This window comes from Ruegeria aquimaris (genome assembly GCF_025751555.1).
GTDB lineage: Bacteria > Pseudomonadota > Alphaproteobacteria > Rhodobacterales > Rhodobacteraceae > Ruegeria_B > Ruegeria_B aquimaris.
The window spans coordinates 369,988-386,672 of the sequence record NZ_JAOWLB010000002.1; the positions used below are offsets into that span (position 1 = coordinate 369,988).

Consider the following 16,685-nt stretch of genomic DNA (forward strand, 5'->3'; position numbering starts at 1 on the left):
CAGTCCAAATACGCGGCCCGAATGAAAAAGGCCCAGACAGGATGTCCGGGCCTTTCCGTCTCTGCAAGACCAGAGGCTTATTCCGCCTCAGAGGCCTCTTTCTTCTCCGGCACGATCTCTTCGCCGGTTTCCTGATCGACAACCTTCATCGACAGGCGCACCTTGCCGCGATCGTCAAAGCCCAGAAGCTTGACCTTCACTTCCTGACCTTCCTTCAGAACGTCCGAGGGATGGTTCAGGCGGCGGTTTTCGATCTGGGACACGTGCACCAGACCGTCGCGCTTGCCAAAGAAGTTCACGAAGGCGCCGAAATCGACGATCTTCACGACCTTACCGGTATAGATCTGGCCTTCTTCGGGCTCGGCCACGATGGACCAGATCATGTCATAGGCCTTCTTGATCGAGTCGCCGTTGGGCGAGGCGATCTTGATGATGCCATCGTCGTTGATGTCGACCTTGGCGCCAGACACTTCGACAATCTCGCGGATCACCTTGCCGCCCGAGCCGATCACTTCGCGGATCTTGTCGGTGGGGATCTGCATGGTCTCGATGCGCGGTGCATGGACCGAGAAGTCGGCCGCGCCGGACAGCGCCTTGTTCATCTCGCCCAGGATGTGCATCCGGCCATCCTTGGCCTGCGACAGGGCTTTCTCCATGATCTCGGGCGTGATGCCCGCGACCTTGATGTCCATCTGCAGCGAGGTGATGCCGTTTTCGGTACCCGCCACCTTGAAGTCCATGTCGCCCAAGTGGTCTTCGTCACCCAGGATATCGGTCAGAACCGCATAAGACCCGTCGTCTTCCAGGATCAGGCCCATGGCCACACCGGCAACGGCGGATTTCAACGGCACGCCCGCATCCATCATCGACAGCGACCCACCGCAGACCGATGCCATCGAGGACGAGCCGTTGGACTCGGTGATCTCGGACACCACGCGGATGGTATAGGGGAAGTCGGTCGGCGCCGGCAGCACCGCCTGAAGCGCGCGCCAGGCCAGCTTGCCATGGCCGATCTCACGACGGCCGGGCGAGCCCACGCGGCCAACCTCGCCCACCGAGTAGGGGGGGAAGTTGTAGTGCAGCAGGAAGTTCGATTTGAAATTGCCGTGCAGCGCGTCGATGAACTGTTCATCATCGCCGGTGCCCAGCGTGGTCACGACCAGACCCTGTGTCTCGCCCCGGGTGAACAGCGCAGACCCGTGGGTGCGCGGCAGCAGGCCGGTCTCGGCCACGATCGGACGCACGGTAGTGGTGTCGCGACCGTCGATCCGCTTGCCACCCTTGACCACGTCGCCACGCAGAATGCCGGCTTCGAGCTTCTTCAGGGCCGAGCCGAGGTTGCCGTCTGCCAGCTGTTCCTCGGTCAGGGCGGCCTTGATGGCCTCACGCGCGGCGGCAACCGCTGCGGTGCGCTCCTGCTTGTCGGTGATGGCGAATGCGGCGCGCATCTGCTCTTCACCGGCGGCTTTGACGGCAGCGTAGAGGTCGGAATAGTCCGGCGGGGTAAAGTCGAACGGTTCCTTGGCGCATTGTTCGGCAAAGGCGATGATCAGGTCGACCACCGGCTGGATCTGCTCATGCGCAAAGGTCACGGCGCCCAGCATCTCGGCCTCGGTCAACTCATAGGCCTCGGATTCCACCATCATCACGGCGTCCTTGGTCCCGGCAACAACCAGGTCCAGACGCTGTTCGGGGTTCAGGCGCAGGTCCTGCATGTCGTCGACGGTCGGGTTCAGGACATATTCGCCATCGACAAAGCCCACGCGGCAGCCCGCGATCGGACCCATGAAGGGAACGCCCGAGATGGTCAGCGCGGCAGAGGCGGCGATCATCGCAACGATATCGGGATCGTTTACGAGGTCGTGGCTCAGCACGGTGCACATCACCAGCACTTCGTTCTTGAAGCCCGGCACGAACAGCGGGCGGATCGGCCGGTCGATCAGACGCGCGGTCAGCGTTTCCTTCTCGGTCGGGCGCGCCTCGCGCTTGAAGAAACCGCCCGGCACCTTGCCCGCGGCATAGTATTTTTCCTGATAGTGAACCGTCAGGGGAAAGAAGTCCTGGCCCGGTTTCTGCTCGCGGGCAAAGGTCACGTTGGCCATCACGCGGGTCTCGCCCAAGGTGGCGATCACCGAACCGTCGGCCTGACGGGCAATCTTGCCCGTTTCCAGTGTAAGCGTTTCCTCGCCCCACTGCATCGATTTCGTCGTTACATCAAACATGTGCGTATCCTAGATGGGAGCACTCCCAGGCGTATCCCGGGTCTCCCGTTTCAATGGCGGCCCCATTGCCGCCGACCCCGTTATCATTTCCTTCACGGTGCCGGGGTCGGGGCACCACGTCTCAGATTGTGCGCGCATACAGTGTTTTTCTGCGGATTGAAAGAGAAACCGGCGCGGCTGGCGGGAACCAGCGCGCGCCGGGGTCGGAACCGGTCAGACCGGGCGAACCACCAGCTGCGGCCGCCCGTCCGATGTGCAGCGGGTTGACCTGCCGTCCCAGCCAATCTCGCTGCTGACGCGTTGCCGGAAGGCCGAGAAACTGTCGAAGGTCACCACGTCGACCGGCTGATCGAAATGCAGCGTGATCCGTCTGTGCGCACCGTCGCCGATCACCGTCAGCCCCCGGATCTCGCCCGTGAAAGGCTGGCCCAGGTAGTCGCCGCTGACCCGGTCGCCAACCCGCAGGTGCAAGCGGTTGCCCGCTCGTGCCACAAGCGTGTTCCAGTCGCGCGCACCATGCTGGTGCGCCACCAGTTCCAGCGCCTGTGCGTGGCTCAACCCGGTACCGGCATCACGCAGTTTTTCGCGCAGCCGCTTGGCCTGCGCCTTCAGCTCCCCGATCGGAGCAATCTCTTGATCGTTTTTCATCATTGCCTCGTTTTCCCAAACGGGCGCATCAGATCGGACGGGGCTCGCATTGCCATCCATGCGCCGGGAAAGGGGCAAGGATCGTCTGAGACCGGGTTTCACCATAGCCCCAAGGGCCGCGAGCGGCAGGGAACCCGAACCTGGACCTTGCATAGGTGCGCGCAGGCCTTCTGTCAACGAGGCTGGTACGGGGCGGCATTTGACCCTAAACAGGCCGAAGAAACCCGGGGACCTCATGATCACAGCACGCCTGCACGGCCGTCTCGGCAACCAGATGTTCCAATACGCCGCCGCCGCCGGATTGGCGGCGCGGCTCTGTACGCGCGTGGGCATCGACAGCCGCGAGGCCGAGGCACGCGGCGAAGGTGTGCTGACCCGGGTGTTCAATCTGAATCTGGCCGAACCCGAGCACCTGCCGCCGCTGAAACGGGACGGGGCGTTGCGTTATGGCCTGTGGCGCGCGTTTGGCGCGCGCCCGAGGTTCCGGCGCGAGCGCGGGCTTGGCTACAACCCCCAGATCGAGACCTGGGGCGATGGCGCCTATCTGCACGGGTACTGGCAATCCGAGCGCTATTTCGAACATATCAGCCACCGCATCCGGTCGGATTTCACCTTTCCCCCGTTCAGTGACAGTCGCAACGAGGACATGGCCGAACGTATCGCCGGAACCGAGGCGATCTCGCTGCATGTCCGGCGCGGTGATTATGTTGCCCTTGCCGCGCATGCGCTGTGCGACCAGCGCTACTATGAAGCAGCGCTTGCCGCAGTTATGCGCGATGTCAGGGGCGAGCCGGTGGTCTATGTGTTTTCCGATGACCCGGATTGGGCCAAGGCGAATCTGCCCTTGCCGGTGGAAAAGGTGGTTGTCGATTTCAACGGACCCGAGACCGATTTCGAGGACATGCGCCTGATGAGCCTGTGCCGACACAACATCATCGGCAATTCCTCTTTCTCGTGGTGGGCGGCCTGGCTCAATAGCAACCCGGAAAAACGGGTCGCAGGCCCCACCCGCTGGTTCGGCGACTCCAAGTTGAGCAACCCCGACATCCTGCCGCCGGACTGGATGAGGATCACCGTCTGAGCGTTTGTCTTACCGGTCAGAGGGGGCGCTGCCTCCGCCGCGCTTTGCGCGACTCCCCCGGAGTATTTTCGGCAAAGTGAATAGGCTTGGCGGGATCAGAACGGCGCCGAGGCGCGGAACTTCATCGACTGGCCGCTTTCGGGGTGTTTCAGGCGCAGTTCCTCGGAATGCAGCATCAGGCGCGGGAAATCGCGCGCAGGGCCGGTGGCGTAGAACGGGTCACCCAGGATCGGATGCCCGAGCGCCTGGCAATGCACCCGTAGCTGATGCGACCGGCCGGTTTGCGGCGTCAGCCGAACCCGGGTGGTGTCGCCCTCGTAGCGCAAGACGCGCCAGTCGGTCACCGCAGGGCGCCCCGTTTCATGGCAGACCATCTGGCGCGGCCGGTTGGGCCAATCGACAATCAGCGGCAGATCGACGGTACCGGTCTTGGGCTCAAGCCTGCCCCAAAGTCTTGCGACATAGGTCTTTTTCGTCTTGCGCTCTTCGAACTGGCGGCCAAGGTTGCGCTGCGCGTGCGGGGTCTGGGCAAAGACCATCACCCCCGATGTGTCCCGGTCGAGCCGATGCACCAGCAGCGCACCGGGAAACGCCGCCTGAACCCGGCTGAGCAGGCAATCGGCCAGATGCTCGCCACGGCCCGGCACGGACAAAAGGCCCGCGGGTTTGTTGACCACGATCAGTTCGGCGTCTTCGTGGATCACGTCCAGCGGGTCTTGGGGGGGCGTATAGTCTTGGCTCATGGCCGCATGCCCTAGCGCAGACGGCGGGTTCCCGCAACGTCGCGCTTGCGCTGGCGATGTGGCAGCGCAAGGCTGAGGCCGAACCATCGAGAGGAGAAACCAGATGCACCCCACCATCACCCGGATGCAGGAGGTCGTGGCCAAGGGCGACGAAAACCTGATCCACGCGTTGCTGGCCGAGGATGTCCGTTTCCTGCCGCCGACCTATTACAAGACCTGGACCGGGCGCGACGCCGTGGCAGCGGTTCTGGGTCACGTGGGCCAGGTGTTCTCCGACTTTCGCTATCGCCGGGTCATGGGCGGAGGCAAGGATTGGGCGTTGGAGTTCCAATGCAAGGTCGGCGATCTGGACGCGGTGGGCGTCGACCTGATCACCCTCAACGACAATGGGCTGATCCAGGACTTCGAAGTGGTCATGCGCCCCTACAAGACCGTGGGCGCCCTGCGCGATGCGATGAACGCGCGGGTAATGACCGATGCGCGATTCCTCAAGTTTCGCGAGGCACTTAGCTGATTGGCATAGACCAGATCCTGCGTATTCCCCTGCTGCCGGTCCTTGCGGCGCAGGGGCTGGCGGTGCGGCGCAAGGCGCAGCTGTTGGCCGAACCAGCGGGGCCGCGCGCGGGACGGGCGGGGTCAGGCCCAGCGCTGCGCCTGCTGATTGCGGGCGACAGCGCCGCTGCGGGGGTTGGCGTGGACAGTCAGGACTTGGCGCTGAGCGGGCAACTGGTGTTGCGGCTGGCGCGAAGGTTCTCCGTCGACTGGCGGCTCGAGGCGACCACCGGCCACACCACCCGCGATACGCTGGCGCGGCTGGGCGCCCTGCCCGGCCCGTTCGACGTGGTGGTGACCTCGTTGGGGGTGAATGACACCACCCGCGCGACCTCGGCCCGGCAATTCGTGGCGCGGCAGGCGGCACTGATGGATCTGTTGACCGGGCCACTGGGGGCACGGCTGGTGGTGGTCACGTCCGTGCCGGACATGGCGCTGTTCCCGGCTCTGCCGCAACCGCTGTCATGGGTATTAGGTCAACAATCTCAAAGGCTTGACCGGAAACTTGCCTTGACTCTGAAACGCTATCCGCAAGCGGTCCACCATCGTCCGCAGATCCCGCCCGACCCGGCGATGGCGGCGCGGGACGGCTACCATCCCAGCGCGCTGGCCTATGCGCATTGGGCCGAGGGGCTGGCGCGGGTGATCGCGGCTCAGGCGCGGCGCATCTGACGCAGCATCGGCACGGAATAGATCACCAGCGCGGCCCAGATCATCGGGAAGGCAATCATGCGGCCACGGTCGATCTCTTCTCCGAACAGGGTGATGGCGGTGATAAAGATCATCGTGGGCGCGATGTATTGCAGGATACCCATGGTCGACAGTCGCACCAGTTTCGCGCCATTGGCATAGACCAGCAGCGGCACTGCCGTCACCACACCCGCCCCGGCCAGAAGCACCGTATCTTGTGTCGTGACACCAAACGACCCCAACCCCTGCGCCGATTGCCACAGGAGAAAGGCCAGTGCAAAGGGTGTCAGGATCAGCACTTCAAGCAGGAAACCCTGGTTCGGACCGATGGGCAGAGACCGTTTGAACAAAGCGTAAAAGCCCCAGCTGACCGTCAGGCTGAGCGCTGCCCAAGGCAGCTTACCGGCCTCGAAGACCAGCACGGCAACCCCTGCGGCGGCCAGAATGATCGCAAGACCTTGTATGCGGGTCAGCCTCTCCCCCAAGATAAGGGCTGCGAGGGCGATGCTGAAAAGCGGGTTTATGTAGTAGCCCAACGCTGCATCTAGCGCGTGGCCGGTGGTGATGGCCCAGACATAGATGGCCCAATTGACCGAGATCAGCGCCGCCGTCACACAGGCCATGCCGAGCATGCGCGGGTTACGCAGCGCGGCGCGCAAATCGCGTGTCCGGCCCAGAGCGATCAGCAGGATACCCGCCACGGGCACCGACCAGACGATGCGGTGGGCCACCACCTCGACCGGGGAAATGTGGGATAACGCCTTCATATACAAGGGTAAAAACCCCCAGAGGAGATAGGCCGTGATGGCCAGTGCCAAGCCGCGCGGGGTATCCACGTTCTGGGTCTGGGTCATCCGCAATCTCCTTCACTTGTGCAGGTGTTGTGCAGGCGAAGGCGGGAAAAGGAAAGCGACAAAACCACGTGCGCACTATCAAGACCCGTGATGGGTCGCAGATCGGGGCGCAGCATCCGAACCGGATTTGTACCGCGAATTGACCGTTTTGTACGCGGTCGAGACCCCTGATTGACCGTTTTGTACAGGGTTGCACAGGGCCGAACGCGCATGCGATCCGGGTCTTGCCCGGCCCCTGTTCCGGCAAATCGAGATGATGTTACCTTGCCGCATTATTGTCTTTGATATCGCCACTCGAACAGGTTTGAATGAAGCGGGTTTACGGCTTCTTCAAATCAACTTCGCTTCACTTGTTTTCAGAGGTAACGACATGAGCCCCAGAATTTTTGCATCAGCTCTCTCAGGTCTTATCATCGCATCCATGTCTGGACCGGGCATCGCGCAAGATAGCGGGTTTTCCTCGCTCCAGATGCAAGGGGTCGAGCAGATCACCATTGAGGTCGATCTGGATGGCGCGGTGGATCGGCTGTCGAAAGGAGTGCAGTTTCCGACAATCTCGAACCAGGACCGCGATGATTTCGACACCAAGGCGTTCGATGATTATCACGCCTTCCTGGTCGAGGCTTACCCGAATGTTCACAAGGTGCTGAAGCGAGAGATCCTGGGCGATCCGCGCCCCTATAGCCTGCTTTACACCTGGGAAGGTACGGACCCGGACCTGCCGCCTGCGCTGTTTTATGCGCATCAGGATGTTGTTCCGGTTCCAGAAGAATCGCGCGACCAATGGAATCAGGAACCGTTTTCCGGTGCGGTGGCGGATGGCTATATCTGGGGCCGGGGTGTGCTGGACGACAAGAACCAGATCCATGGCATGCTGGAAGCCGCCGAAATGCGGATCGCCGAAGGCTGGCAGCCGAAACGCACGATCTATTTCGTCTTTGGTCAGGATGAGGAAGTCGGTGGACCGGAAGGAGCAAAATATGTCGCCGATGTTCTGGAAGAGCGCGGCATCGAGCGGTTCGCCTTTGTGCTGGACGAATCCGCACCGCTGATCCCCGGGGTGTTTCCGGGTATCCCCGACAACACGGCCCTGATCGGTATCGCCCAAAAAGGGTATCTAAGCCTTGAACTGGCCATGCACGGCATTGGCGGGCATTCGTCGCAGCCACCCGAAGAGTCGAACATCGGCATTCTGGCCAAAGCGATCACCAAGCTGGAAGCGGCGCAGTTTCCATATCGAATACACGAGGCGGTGCGCCATCAGTATCGCTATATGGGCCCCGAGCTGGACGAGGCCAAACAGCCGATGTATGCGGCGGTCGCCTTTGGCAAGGACGGCGAGATGACCGATCTGGAAAAGGAATTCATCGCCGAGATGGCGGGGAACCAGGTCACGCGGGCGATGCTGCATACCACCATCGCGGTGAGCATGTTCAACGCCGGGATCAAGGATAACGTTCTGCCACCTTCGGCGACGGCGGTTGTCAATTTCCGGCCGATGCCCGGCGATACGCCCGAGGTGATCATCGAACATGTCCGCAAGGCAATCGACGACGACCGGATCACCATCCGCGATATCTCGGCCTCGACCCCGGCGACAAATGTCGCCAATCCCGACAGCGACGCCTACAGGGCGCTGGAAAAGACCATTCGTCAGCTTTGGGGTAAAGATCTGATCGTGGCGCCGTTCTTTGTGATCGGCGGATCGGATTCAAAACACTTCCAGGCACGGGATTTTGCACCGGATGTGTTCACCATCACCGGTATTCAGTTGGAATCGATGAAGGAATTCGCCGGGTTCCATGGCGTCAACGAACGGATTCTGGTGGACGAATACGGCAAGACGATCGGATTCTTCTATCAGTTGATGGACAATCTGAACGATCTTTGATCCTGGCACTTAGGCAGCGGATCCCCTTGCGGGTGGCCCGCTGCCTCTGAGTGCTGGTTTTAGACCTTTACCCGCTCGGATTTGGGATCATACATCGGGGCGAGCGAGGCCTCGGCGCGGATGCGGGTACCCATCACGTCGATCTCGTAGGTCGAGGCCAAAACATCCGCCGCGCTTTCGCCTTCGCAGGGGACATAGCCCATGCCGATGGCGCCGCCCAGATGGTGGCCGTAGGCGCCGGAACTCAGGTAGCCGACGATCTGGCCGTCCCTGATCAACGGCTCGTTGTGGTAGAGCAGCGGTTCGGGGTCGGTCAGGCGGAACTGGACCATACGGGTCTTGAGCCCCTCGTCTTTCTTTCGCAGCACCGCGTCTCGGCCGATGAAATCGGGCTTGTCGGTCTTGACGGCAAAGCCAAGTCCCGCCTCCAGCACGTGATCCTCGGGCGTGATGTCATGGCCGAAATGGCGGAACGCCTTTTCGATCCGGCAGCAATCCATCACATGCATGCCGCAGAGTTTCAGGCCCAGGTCCTGGCCCGCCTCGAACAGGGTCTCGAACGCATGGCCCGCCATGTCGGAGGACACGTAGATCTCCCACCCGAGTTCACCCACATAGGTCACGCGGTGGACGCGGGCGAGGCCCATGCCCAGTTCGATCTCCTGCGCGGTGCCAAAGGGATTCACGTCGTTGGAGAAGTCGTTAGGGCTGACCCGCGCCATCAAGTCGCGCGCCTTGGGGCCCATCACCGCCAGCACGCCCTCGCCCGCCGTCACGTCGGTGATCACCACGCGGAAATCGCCCACGAGGCGCATCATCCGGGTCTGATCGGCATAGCGGGTGGCGGCGGGGGTGACCACCAGATAGGCGGTCTCGCTCAGGCGGGTGACGGTAACGTCGGCCTCGATCCCGCCGCGTGCGTTCAGGAACTGGGTATAGACGATGCGGCCCACGGGCACGTCGAACTGACCGCCCGCGATATGGTTCAGATAGGCGGTGGCGTCCGGCCCTTCGACCCGGATCTTGCCGAAGGAGGACATGTCATACATGCCCAGCCCGGTGCGGATCGCCTTGTGTTCCTCGGCCACGTTGTCAAAGAAGTTCTGCCGCCGCCAGCTGTAGCGGTATTCGCGTTCCTGATCCGGGCGCGCGTACCAGTTGGCGCGTTCCCAGCCCGCCAGTTCGCCGAACACGGCGCCTTGTGCCTTGAGATGTTCGTGGAATGGGGTGCGGCGCACCCCGCGCGAGGTGGCTTTCTGCCGGTAGGGGTAGTGATCGGCATAGAGCAGGCCCAGCGTCTCGGTCGAGCGTTCGACCAGATAGCGCTTGTTGCCCTGGAAGGGCTGCATGCGGGCGATGTCGACATCGCCCAGGTCAAAGGGCTTCTCGCCGCTGTCCATCCACTGGCTGAGCGCATGGCCCGCGCCGCCCGCCGACTGAATCCCGATCGAGTTGAACCCGGCGGCGACCCAGACATTGTCCATCTCGGGCGCAAGGCCAAGGTGATAGGCGTCGTCGGGGGTAAAGCTTTCGGGTCCGTTGAAGAAGGTGTGGATACCCGCGCTACCCAGCATCGGCATGCGGTTCACGGCGGCCTCGAGGATGGGTTCGAAATGGTCGAAATCCTCGGGCAGCTGGTCGAATTCGAATGTGTCGGGAATGCCGTCCATGCCCCAGGGTTTCGATTTCGGCTCGAACGCGCCCAGCATCATCTTGCCGGCGTCTTCCTTGTAATAGGCGCATTCGTCGGGGACGCGCAGAACCGGCATCTGGGTCAGGCCCTGGATGGGTTCCGAGACGATGTAGAAATGTTCGCAGGCCTGGAGCGGCACATTGATGCCCGCCATGCGGCCCACCTGGTGGCCCCACATACCGGCGCAGTTCACGATCATGTCGCAAGTGATATGGCCCTGTTCGGAGCCATCGTCGCTGATCCAGTCGACGCCGGTGACCCGGCGGCCCTGTTTGGCGATGCCGGTGACGCGGGTCCGCTCCTTGACCACGGCGCCGCGCTGGCGGGCGCCCTTGGCAAGGGCCAGCGCGATATTGGCCGGGTCGGCCTGACCATCGGTCGGCAGCCAGACCCCGCCGGTGACGCCATCGAGGTTGATATGCTGGTAGCGCTCCTTGACCTCGGCAGGCGACAGTTCCTCGACCGGGACGCCAAAGGCGCGGGCCATGGCGGCGTTGCGATAGAGCTCTTCCAGCCGTTCACCCGTGAGCGCGACCGAGACCGAACCCACCTGCCGCATGCCGGTGGCAACGCCGGTTTCGGCCTCGAGCCCCATATAAAGCTCGGCCGAATAGCGGGCGAGCTTGGTCATGTTGGAGCTGGCACGGAGCTGGCCGATCAGGCCCGCGGCATGCCAGGTGGTGCCCGAGGTCAGTTGCTTGCGTTCGAGCAGAACGACGTCTTTCCAGCCGAGCTTGGTCAGGTGATAGGCGACCGAGCAGCCGACGACACCGCCGCCGATGATGACCACGCGGGCCTGGGTGGGAAGATCAGCCATGTTTGTCTCCGGATCTTGGGATTTGCCCGAGAATGGCACGGGTGGGCGACAGGAAATCCATCAAAAACGTCACGCGACTTGCAGAAATCACCGCTGCGCGGCGGTTCGCTTCTGTCGTCTGAGGGCAAAGGGGGTGATGCCGTAGAAGCTCTTGTAAACCGCCGAGAAGCCGTTGGGGAAACCGCAGGCCAGCCCGATCTCGCGAACGCTGAGCGTGGTGTTCAAGAGCAGGGTATTGGCCTTGGCCAGCCGCATCTCGCGGTAGAAGTTGTTGGGCGTGGTGCCGAGATAGGTCTTGAACTTGCGCTCCAGCGAGCGGTTCGACAGATCCAGGGCGGCGACGATCTCGTTGATCGGCAGGGGGTCTTCGATATTGGCCTGCATGATCTTGACGCACTGGTCGAGCGCATCGTCGCCGGTGGCGCTGGTCTTGAGGCCGGACATCGGCTGCATCGCGCCAAAATCGCGGATATGTTCATGCAGCATGATGTCGGCCACGGTCATCTTGGCCGGTCCCGAGATATGCCGTCCGATGACCGAAAGCGCCACGTCGACGGTGGCGCCCATTCCGGCGCAGGTGATCACCGGCCCCTGCTGGGTGGCGATGGAAAAGCGCGCGTCGAAGCGCGCGCCGCGTTCGCGCAGAAAGGCCGCGTTTTCCCAATGGGTGGCCAGATCGGCGCTGCCGCGTTCGTTGATATAGCGGCTGGCGGCCTCGGCCAACAGAAACACCTGTGCGCCGCGAAAGGTATAGTCCTGCACCACCCGGCCCAGCGACAGGTCGGGCTGGTCGGGGTCGGTATTGCCGATGACAAAGAGGTAATCGGCCTGCGGCTGGCTTGGCACCCGCTCGGTCGCGACCACGGCGCCGCTGCTGCTTTCGATCAGGCCGCCGCGCAGGGAGCGGTAGGTGAAGGCAAACGGCGGGTTGGGACAGACCCGGTTGGCGATGCGCAGCACATCGACAAGGCCCGCCAGTTCGGTCAGCACGAAGCCGGGGGCGACGAGCACATCGAATTGCCAGGTCTTCTTGTCCGGGTTCACCAGACGCAGGTTGCGTTTGGCCGTCATGGCGGGGGTCCTCAGACGATGCTGTGCCCGGCGGCGCGGAGCCGCTGGGCCAGATGCGCGATATGGGCGGGGCCGACCTCGCAACAGCCGCCGACGATGGTGGCGCCCTGATCGACCCAGCCCATGGCGAAATCGGCATAGGCCTCGGGCGTGAGGTCGACGCGGGCGGTGAGCGCCTCGACCGTGGGGCGGTCCTTGAGGAACCCTTCGGTGATGCGGGTGAAGCCGTTGGCATAGGCGCCGAAGGGCAGGCCGAAGCCCGCGATGATGTCGAGGGCGGCGGCCATGGCCTCGGGCCGGGAGCAGTTCACCAGCACCGCTTGCGGTTGGTACTGGGCGACGATGGCGGCAAGTTCGCCCACCCCCTCGCCCGAGCGCAGGCGGCTGCCATCGTCATCCATCACGGTGACCGAAAGCCAGACGGGTTTGGTGCCGAGGGACGCGCCCCGGAGCGCGCCTTCGGCCTGAGCGACCGAGGCGGCTGTTTCGATCAGGAACAGGTCGACCCGGTCGTTCATCGCGCGCACGCTGTCGGCATAATACGCCTCGGCTTCCGCGGGCGGCGGGCAGATGTCGGGGCGGTAGGAGGCGCCGAGCGGCCCCAGCGCGCCCGCGATGCGGCCCGAACCATGCGCGGCGCGGGCGGTTTCGGCCTGGGCCAGCGCGGTGTCGATCAGCGCCGCGAACCGGTCGCCGATCCCGGCCGGTTCCAGCCGGTCGCGCAGCACCGCATAGGTGTTGGCGGTGGCGATGGTGGCGCCCGCGTCGAAATAGTCACGATGCACGGCGCCGACATGGTCGGGCGTCTCGAGCATGACAGAGGTGGACCAGAGCGGCGTCGGGCGCTTGCCCGCGCGTTTGACCAGTTCCTGGCCGATGGAGCCATCAAGCAGGGTAATGTCGGTCATGGGTGCTCCTGTGGCGGAATGAGGACGATCTTGCCGGGCAGGCGTTTGGTCATGAACTCGGCCTGTGCCTCGGCGATCCGGTCGAGCGGATAGGTGGCCGAGACCAGCGGGCGAATGGCGCCTGTATTGATCAATGCGATCAGGTCAGCAAAGACCGCGCGCGGCTGGTAGGTGGCGCCGTGGAGGGTGATGTCGGGCAGGTAGATCTGGCGCAGGTCGGCGGTGACCATCGGCCCGGCGATGGCGCCCGAGACAGCATAGTGCCCGCCGGGTTTCAGGGCGCGGATCAGGTCGGGCCAGAGCGGGCCGCCGACCACGTCAATCACCCGGTCGAAATGGCCGAGCGGGGGCGTGTCGTCGCGGCCCAGGATGGCTTTTGCCCCGGCGGCACTGACGGCCTCGGCCTTGGTCGGCGCGGTCATCGCGGTGACCGTGGCGCCCAGATACGCGGCCAGTTGCACGGCAGCGAGCCCCACGCCGCCCGAGGCGCCGGTGATCAGCACCGCCTCGCCCTGCCCCACGCCGCAGCGCGCCAGCAGGTTCCAGGCGGTGCCATAGGCACAGGGCATGGCGGCGATTTCGATGTCCGAGAGCGACGAGGTAGTGACGTCGAAGAGGTCAGCCGCCTGAAGCAAACAGTATTCGGCAAAGGCGCCATCCAGTTCCGATCCGAGCGCCACGAAGCCGAAGGGGTTGTCGGGTGTCGGACGCGGCAGGTTGATCTGGCAAGTGACGCGCTGGCCTATGGTCCAATCGGTCACGCCAGCGCCCAGAGCGACGATGCGGCCGCAGAGGTCGCCGCCCTGGATGCGGGGGAAGTTGAGCGCCCCGGCCCAGCCGCCCGCCTCGCCCGTCTCGCCACTGTCGGTGGCGCCGGTTACATCCGAGGAATACCAGCCGATCCGCGTGTTGATGTCGGTATTGTTGACCCCGGCGGCCAGCACCCGGACCAGAATCTGCCCCGGCCCGGGGGCCGGGACAGGGATGTCATCGCACCACGCCAGCGCCTCTGGCCCGCCGTGGCGGGTCAGTTGGACGCCGGACATGGTTGCGGGGATGGTCATGCGCGCAGCCGCTCGTTTTCGGGATCCCAGAGCGGTTGATCGGGCTGCACCACGGCGCGGCATTTCTGCCCGTAGATTTCGACCTCCAACTCGGTGCCCGGCACCGCCAGATCGGCGCGCACCATGCCTAGCGCAACGCTGGCGTTGATCCGGTAACCCCAGGCGCCCGAGGTGGTCTCGCCCACGATCTGCCCGTCATGCCAGAGGCAGGACATATAGGGCGCGTCGCAATCTCCGGCCTCGACCAGCAGGGTGACGAAGCTTTTCTTCACCCCGCGCTGTTTCTCGGCCAGGATCGCGGCCTTACCGGGGAAATCCTGTGGCTTGTCGAACTTGACGAAGCGTTCCAACCCGCCTTCGAGCATCGAGTAATCGGTCGACAGGTCGCCCTTCCACGCGCGATAGCCTTTTTCGAGGCGCAGCGAGTTCAGCGCCCACATGCCAAAGGGTTTGGCCCCGGCACCAAGGATCGCATCATAGATCGCGGGCATGTGTTCGTTGAGCGCGTGCACCTCCCATCCCAGTTCCCCGGCAAAGGAGACCCGGATCAGGAAGGCGGGCTGGCCCGCGACGGTGGCGGCCTGATGCGTCAGCCAGCCTTGCGACAGGTCAGCGTCCGACAGGCTGGCGAGGATCTCGCGCGATTTCGGGCCGGTGACGATCAGCGTGTCGCGGGTGGTGGTGACATCCTCGACCGTGACACCGGCGGGCATGGCACCCAAGAGGATATCGCGGTCGTGCCATTGCGCGGTGGCCGCGGTGATCATCACAAACTCGTCCTCGCCCAGCCGGATGCAGGACATCTCGGTCAGGATGCGGCCACGGCTTTCGGAGATGTAGACCAGGTTCATTCGCCCCACCTTGGGCAGGCCGCCGGTGATCAGGCCGCGCAGCGCCTCGGCGGCACCTGCGCCCTTGACCAGAAAGCGCGAGAAGCCGGGCAGGTCGAGCACGCCGCAATGGTCGCGCACGGCCTGACATTCCTCCTTGATCCGCTGCTCCCACGGGCCCGAGCGGCCCCAGGTGTGGGTGCTTTCCTCGGACGTGTCATCGCCCGGCTGCGCGAACCAGTTGGCGCGTTCCCAGCCGTTATAGACGCCCATGACTCCGCCCTGCGCCTTGACCCGGTCATGCACCGGCGAGAGTTTCTTGTCGGGCGCGGCAGGCCAGCGGTGCCAGGGGAAGTGCATGGCATATTCGTTGCCATAGACCTCCATGCCCTTTTTCACGCAGTAGTCGTGATCGGTGTAGTCGGTATAGCGGCGCGGATCGCAGGACCACATGTCCCATTCGGTCTGGCCATCGACGATCCATTCCGCCAGCACCTTGCCCGCACCGCCGCCCTGAGCGATGCCGAAGGTGAACACGCAAGCCTCGAAGGCGTTCTTCACACCGGGCATCGGGCCGATCAGCGGCAATCCGTCGGGGGCATAGGGAATCGGGCCGTTGATGATGCGACTGACACCGGCGGTGGCAGTGACGGGCACGCGTTCCATCGCGTCGGCGACGATATCCTCGATCCGGTCCAGATCGTCCGACCAGAGCTGGAAGCTGAAATCGTCCGGCATCGGGTCGCTGTCCACGTCCCAATGGGCACGGCAGTTGGGCTCGTACGGGCCGATGTTGATGCCGTTCTTTTCCTGCCGCAGGTAATAGGACACGTCCACATCGCGCAGCAGAGGCAGCTTGCGGCCGTTCTCCTTGGACCAGGCCTCAAGCTCGGGGATCTGTTCGGTCAGCAGGTACTGGTGGCTCATCACCATCATCGGCACGGTGCGCCCGCCATGGGGCTTGAACCATTCGCCGACCCTCTGGGCATAATATCCCGCCGCGTTCACCACGTATTCGCAAGCGATGTCGCCCTTGTCGGTATGCACGATCCAGCTGCCATCATCCTGCTGGGTGACGCCGGTTGCGGGACAGAAGCGGATGATCTTTTGCCCCATGTCACGGGCGCCCTTGGCCAGCGCCTGGGTCACCTGCGCCGGGTCGATATCGCCGTCGTGCGGGTCGTAGAGCGCGCCGACGATGTCGTGGGTCTCGATGAACGGATAATAATCCTTGATCTGGTCGGGGGTGAGGATTCGGATATCCATCCCCTGATAACGGCCCATGGCGGCGGCGCGTTCGAACTCCTGCATCCGCTCGCGTGTATGCGCCAGCCGGATCGAGCCGGTCTGGTGGTAGTTCATCGGATAATCGACCTCGGCCCCCAGACGGCTGTAAAGCTCGGTCGAGTAACGCTGCATGTTCATGATCGACCACGAGGTCGAAAAGGTCGGCACGTTGCCCGCCGCATGCCAGGTGGAACCCGCCGTCAGTTCGTTCTTTTCCAGCAGAACGCAATCGGTCCAGCCCTTCTTGGCCAGGTGATAGAGCGAGGACACCCCCACCACACCGCCACCGATGATGACCACGCGGGCCTTGTTGGGAAAATCGGACATGTTCACT

13 protein-coding genes are annotated in these 16,685 nt (G+C 63.7%); 4 read left to right on the forward strand and 9 right to left on the reverse strand.

Translation table 11 applies throughout. From position 1 onward, the window contains the following. Positions 1-77 precede the first annotated feature (77 nt). Positions 78-2,222, reverse strand: a complete 2,145-nt coding sequence (gene pnp / locus OE747_RS04575) for a polyribonucleotide nucleotidyltransferase (protein ID WP_263827420.1) — start codon at positions 2,220-2,222, stop codon at positions 78-80. Positions 2,223-2,435: 213 nt separating this feature from the next. Continuing rightward, a complete protein-coding gene (locus OE747_RS04580) occupies positions 2,436-2,870 on the reverse strand; it encodes a glyoxalase superfamily protein (RefSeq protein ID WP_263827421.1) in 435 nt (144 codons plus the stop codon). Between the two features lie 235 nt (positions 2,871-3,105). On the opposite strand from OE747_RS04580, the gene OE747_RS04585 reads away from it, so the two are divergent. After that, complete coding sequence (locus OE747_RS04585; RefSeq protein WP_263827422.1) at positions 3,106-3,951, forward strand: alpha-1,2-fucosyltransferase; 846 nt, start codon at positions 3,106-3,108, stop codon at positions 3,949-3,951. A gap of 95 nt (positions 3,952-4,046) precedes the next feature. Here OE747_RS04585 and OE747_RS04590 read toward each other — a convergent pair whose 3' ends face one another. Beyond that, the gene (locus tag OE747_RS04590) at positions 4,047-4,694 is read right to left on the reverse strand and encodes an RluA family pseudouridine synthase (protein WP_263827423.1); all 648 of its coding nucleotides are present in this window, start codon (positions 4,692-4,694) and stop codon (positions 4,047-4,049) included. A 103-nt stretch (positions 4,695-4,797) separates the two neighbouring features. Here OE747_RS04590 and OE747_RS04595 point away from each other — a divergent pair, with 103 nt between their 5' ends. Both OE747_RS04595 and OE747_RS04600 read left to right on the forward strand, forming a co-directional pair. Then, positions 4,798-5,208 (forward strand): nuclear transport factor 2 family protein, encoded by a 411-nt coding sequence (locus OE747_RS04595; protein ID WP_263827424.1) that lies wholly within the window; start codon positions 4,798-4,800, stop codon positions 5,206-5,208. Positions 5,209-5,270: 62 nt separating this feature from the next. Next, positions 5,271-5,918 (forward strand): SGNH/GDSL hydrolase family protein, encoded by a 648-nt coding sequence (locus OE747_RS04600; RefSeq protein ID WP_263827425.1) that lies wholly within the window; start codon positions 5,271-5,273, stop codon positions 5,916-5,918. On the opposite strand, the gene rarD is transcribed toward OE747_RS04600, so the two are convergent. Then, the gene (gene rarD / locus OE747_RS04605) at positions 5,900-6,790 is read right to left on the reverse strand and encodes an EamA family transporter RarD (RefSeq protein WP_263827426.1); all 891 of its coding nucleotides are present in this window, start codon (positions 6,788-6,790) and stop codon (positions 5,900-5,902) included. The two genes, OE747_RS04600 and rarD, sit on opposite strands and share 19 nt — an antisense overlap. A 421-nt stretch (positions 6,791-7,211) precedes the next feature. Here rarD and OE747_RS04610 point away from each other — a divergent pair, with 421 nt between their 5' ends. After that, positions 7,212-8,681, forward strand: a complete 1,470-nt coding sequence (locus OE747_RS04610; protein ID WP_263827427.1) for a M20 family peptidase — start codon at positions 7,212-7,214, stop codon at positions 8,679-8,681. 59 nt (positions 8,682-8,740) lie between these two features. On the opposite strand, the gene OE747_RS04615 is transcribed toward OE747_RS04610, so the two are convergent. The 5 genes from OE747_RS04615 to OE747_RS04635 form a co-directional block, all read right to left on the reverse strand. Beyond that, positions 8,741-11,191 carry a GcvT family protein gene (locus OE747_RS04615; protein ID WP_263827428.1) on the reverse strand — a complete coding sequence of 817 codons (2,451 nt, stop codon included), beginning with the start codon at positions 11,189-11,191 and terminating at the stop codon, positions 8,741-8,743. Between the two features lie 87 nt (positions 11,192-11,278). After that, positions 11,279-12,262, reverse strand: coding sequence for a GlxA family transcriptional regulator (locus tag OE747_RS04620; RefSeq protein ID WP_263827429.1), 984 nt, complete (start codon positions 12,260-12,262; stop codon positions 11,279-11,281). A gap of 11 nt (positions 12,263-12,273) precedes the next feature. After that, positions 12,274-13,170 carry a homocysteine S-methyltransferase family protein gene (locus tag OE747_RS04625; protein ID WP_263827430.1) on the reverse strand — a complete coding sequence of 299 codons (897 nt, stop codon included), beginning with the start codon at positions 13,168-13,170 and terminating at the stop codon, positions 12,274-12,276. Next, on the reverse strand, positions 13,167-14,234 hold the full coding sequence (locus OE747_RS04630; protein ID WP_263827431.1) for an alcohol dehydrogenase family protein: 1,068 nt from the start codon (positions 14,232-14,234) through the stop codon (positions 13,167-13,169). Before OE747_RS04630 ends, OE747_RS04625 begins: the two co-directional genes overlap by 4 nt. After that, positions 14,231-16,678: a GcvT family protein gene (locus OE747_RS04635; RefSeq protein WP_263827432.1), complete on the reverse strand. Its 2,448-nt coding sequence runs from the start codon at positions 16,676-16,678 to the stop codon at positions 14,231-14,233. Before OE747_RS04635 ends, OE747_RS04630 begins: the two co-directional genes overlap by 4 nt. Positions 16,679-16,685 lie beyond the last annotated feature (7 nt).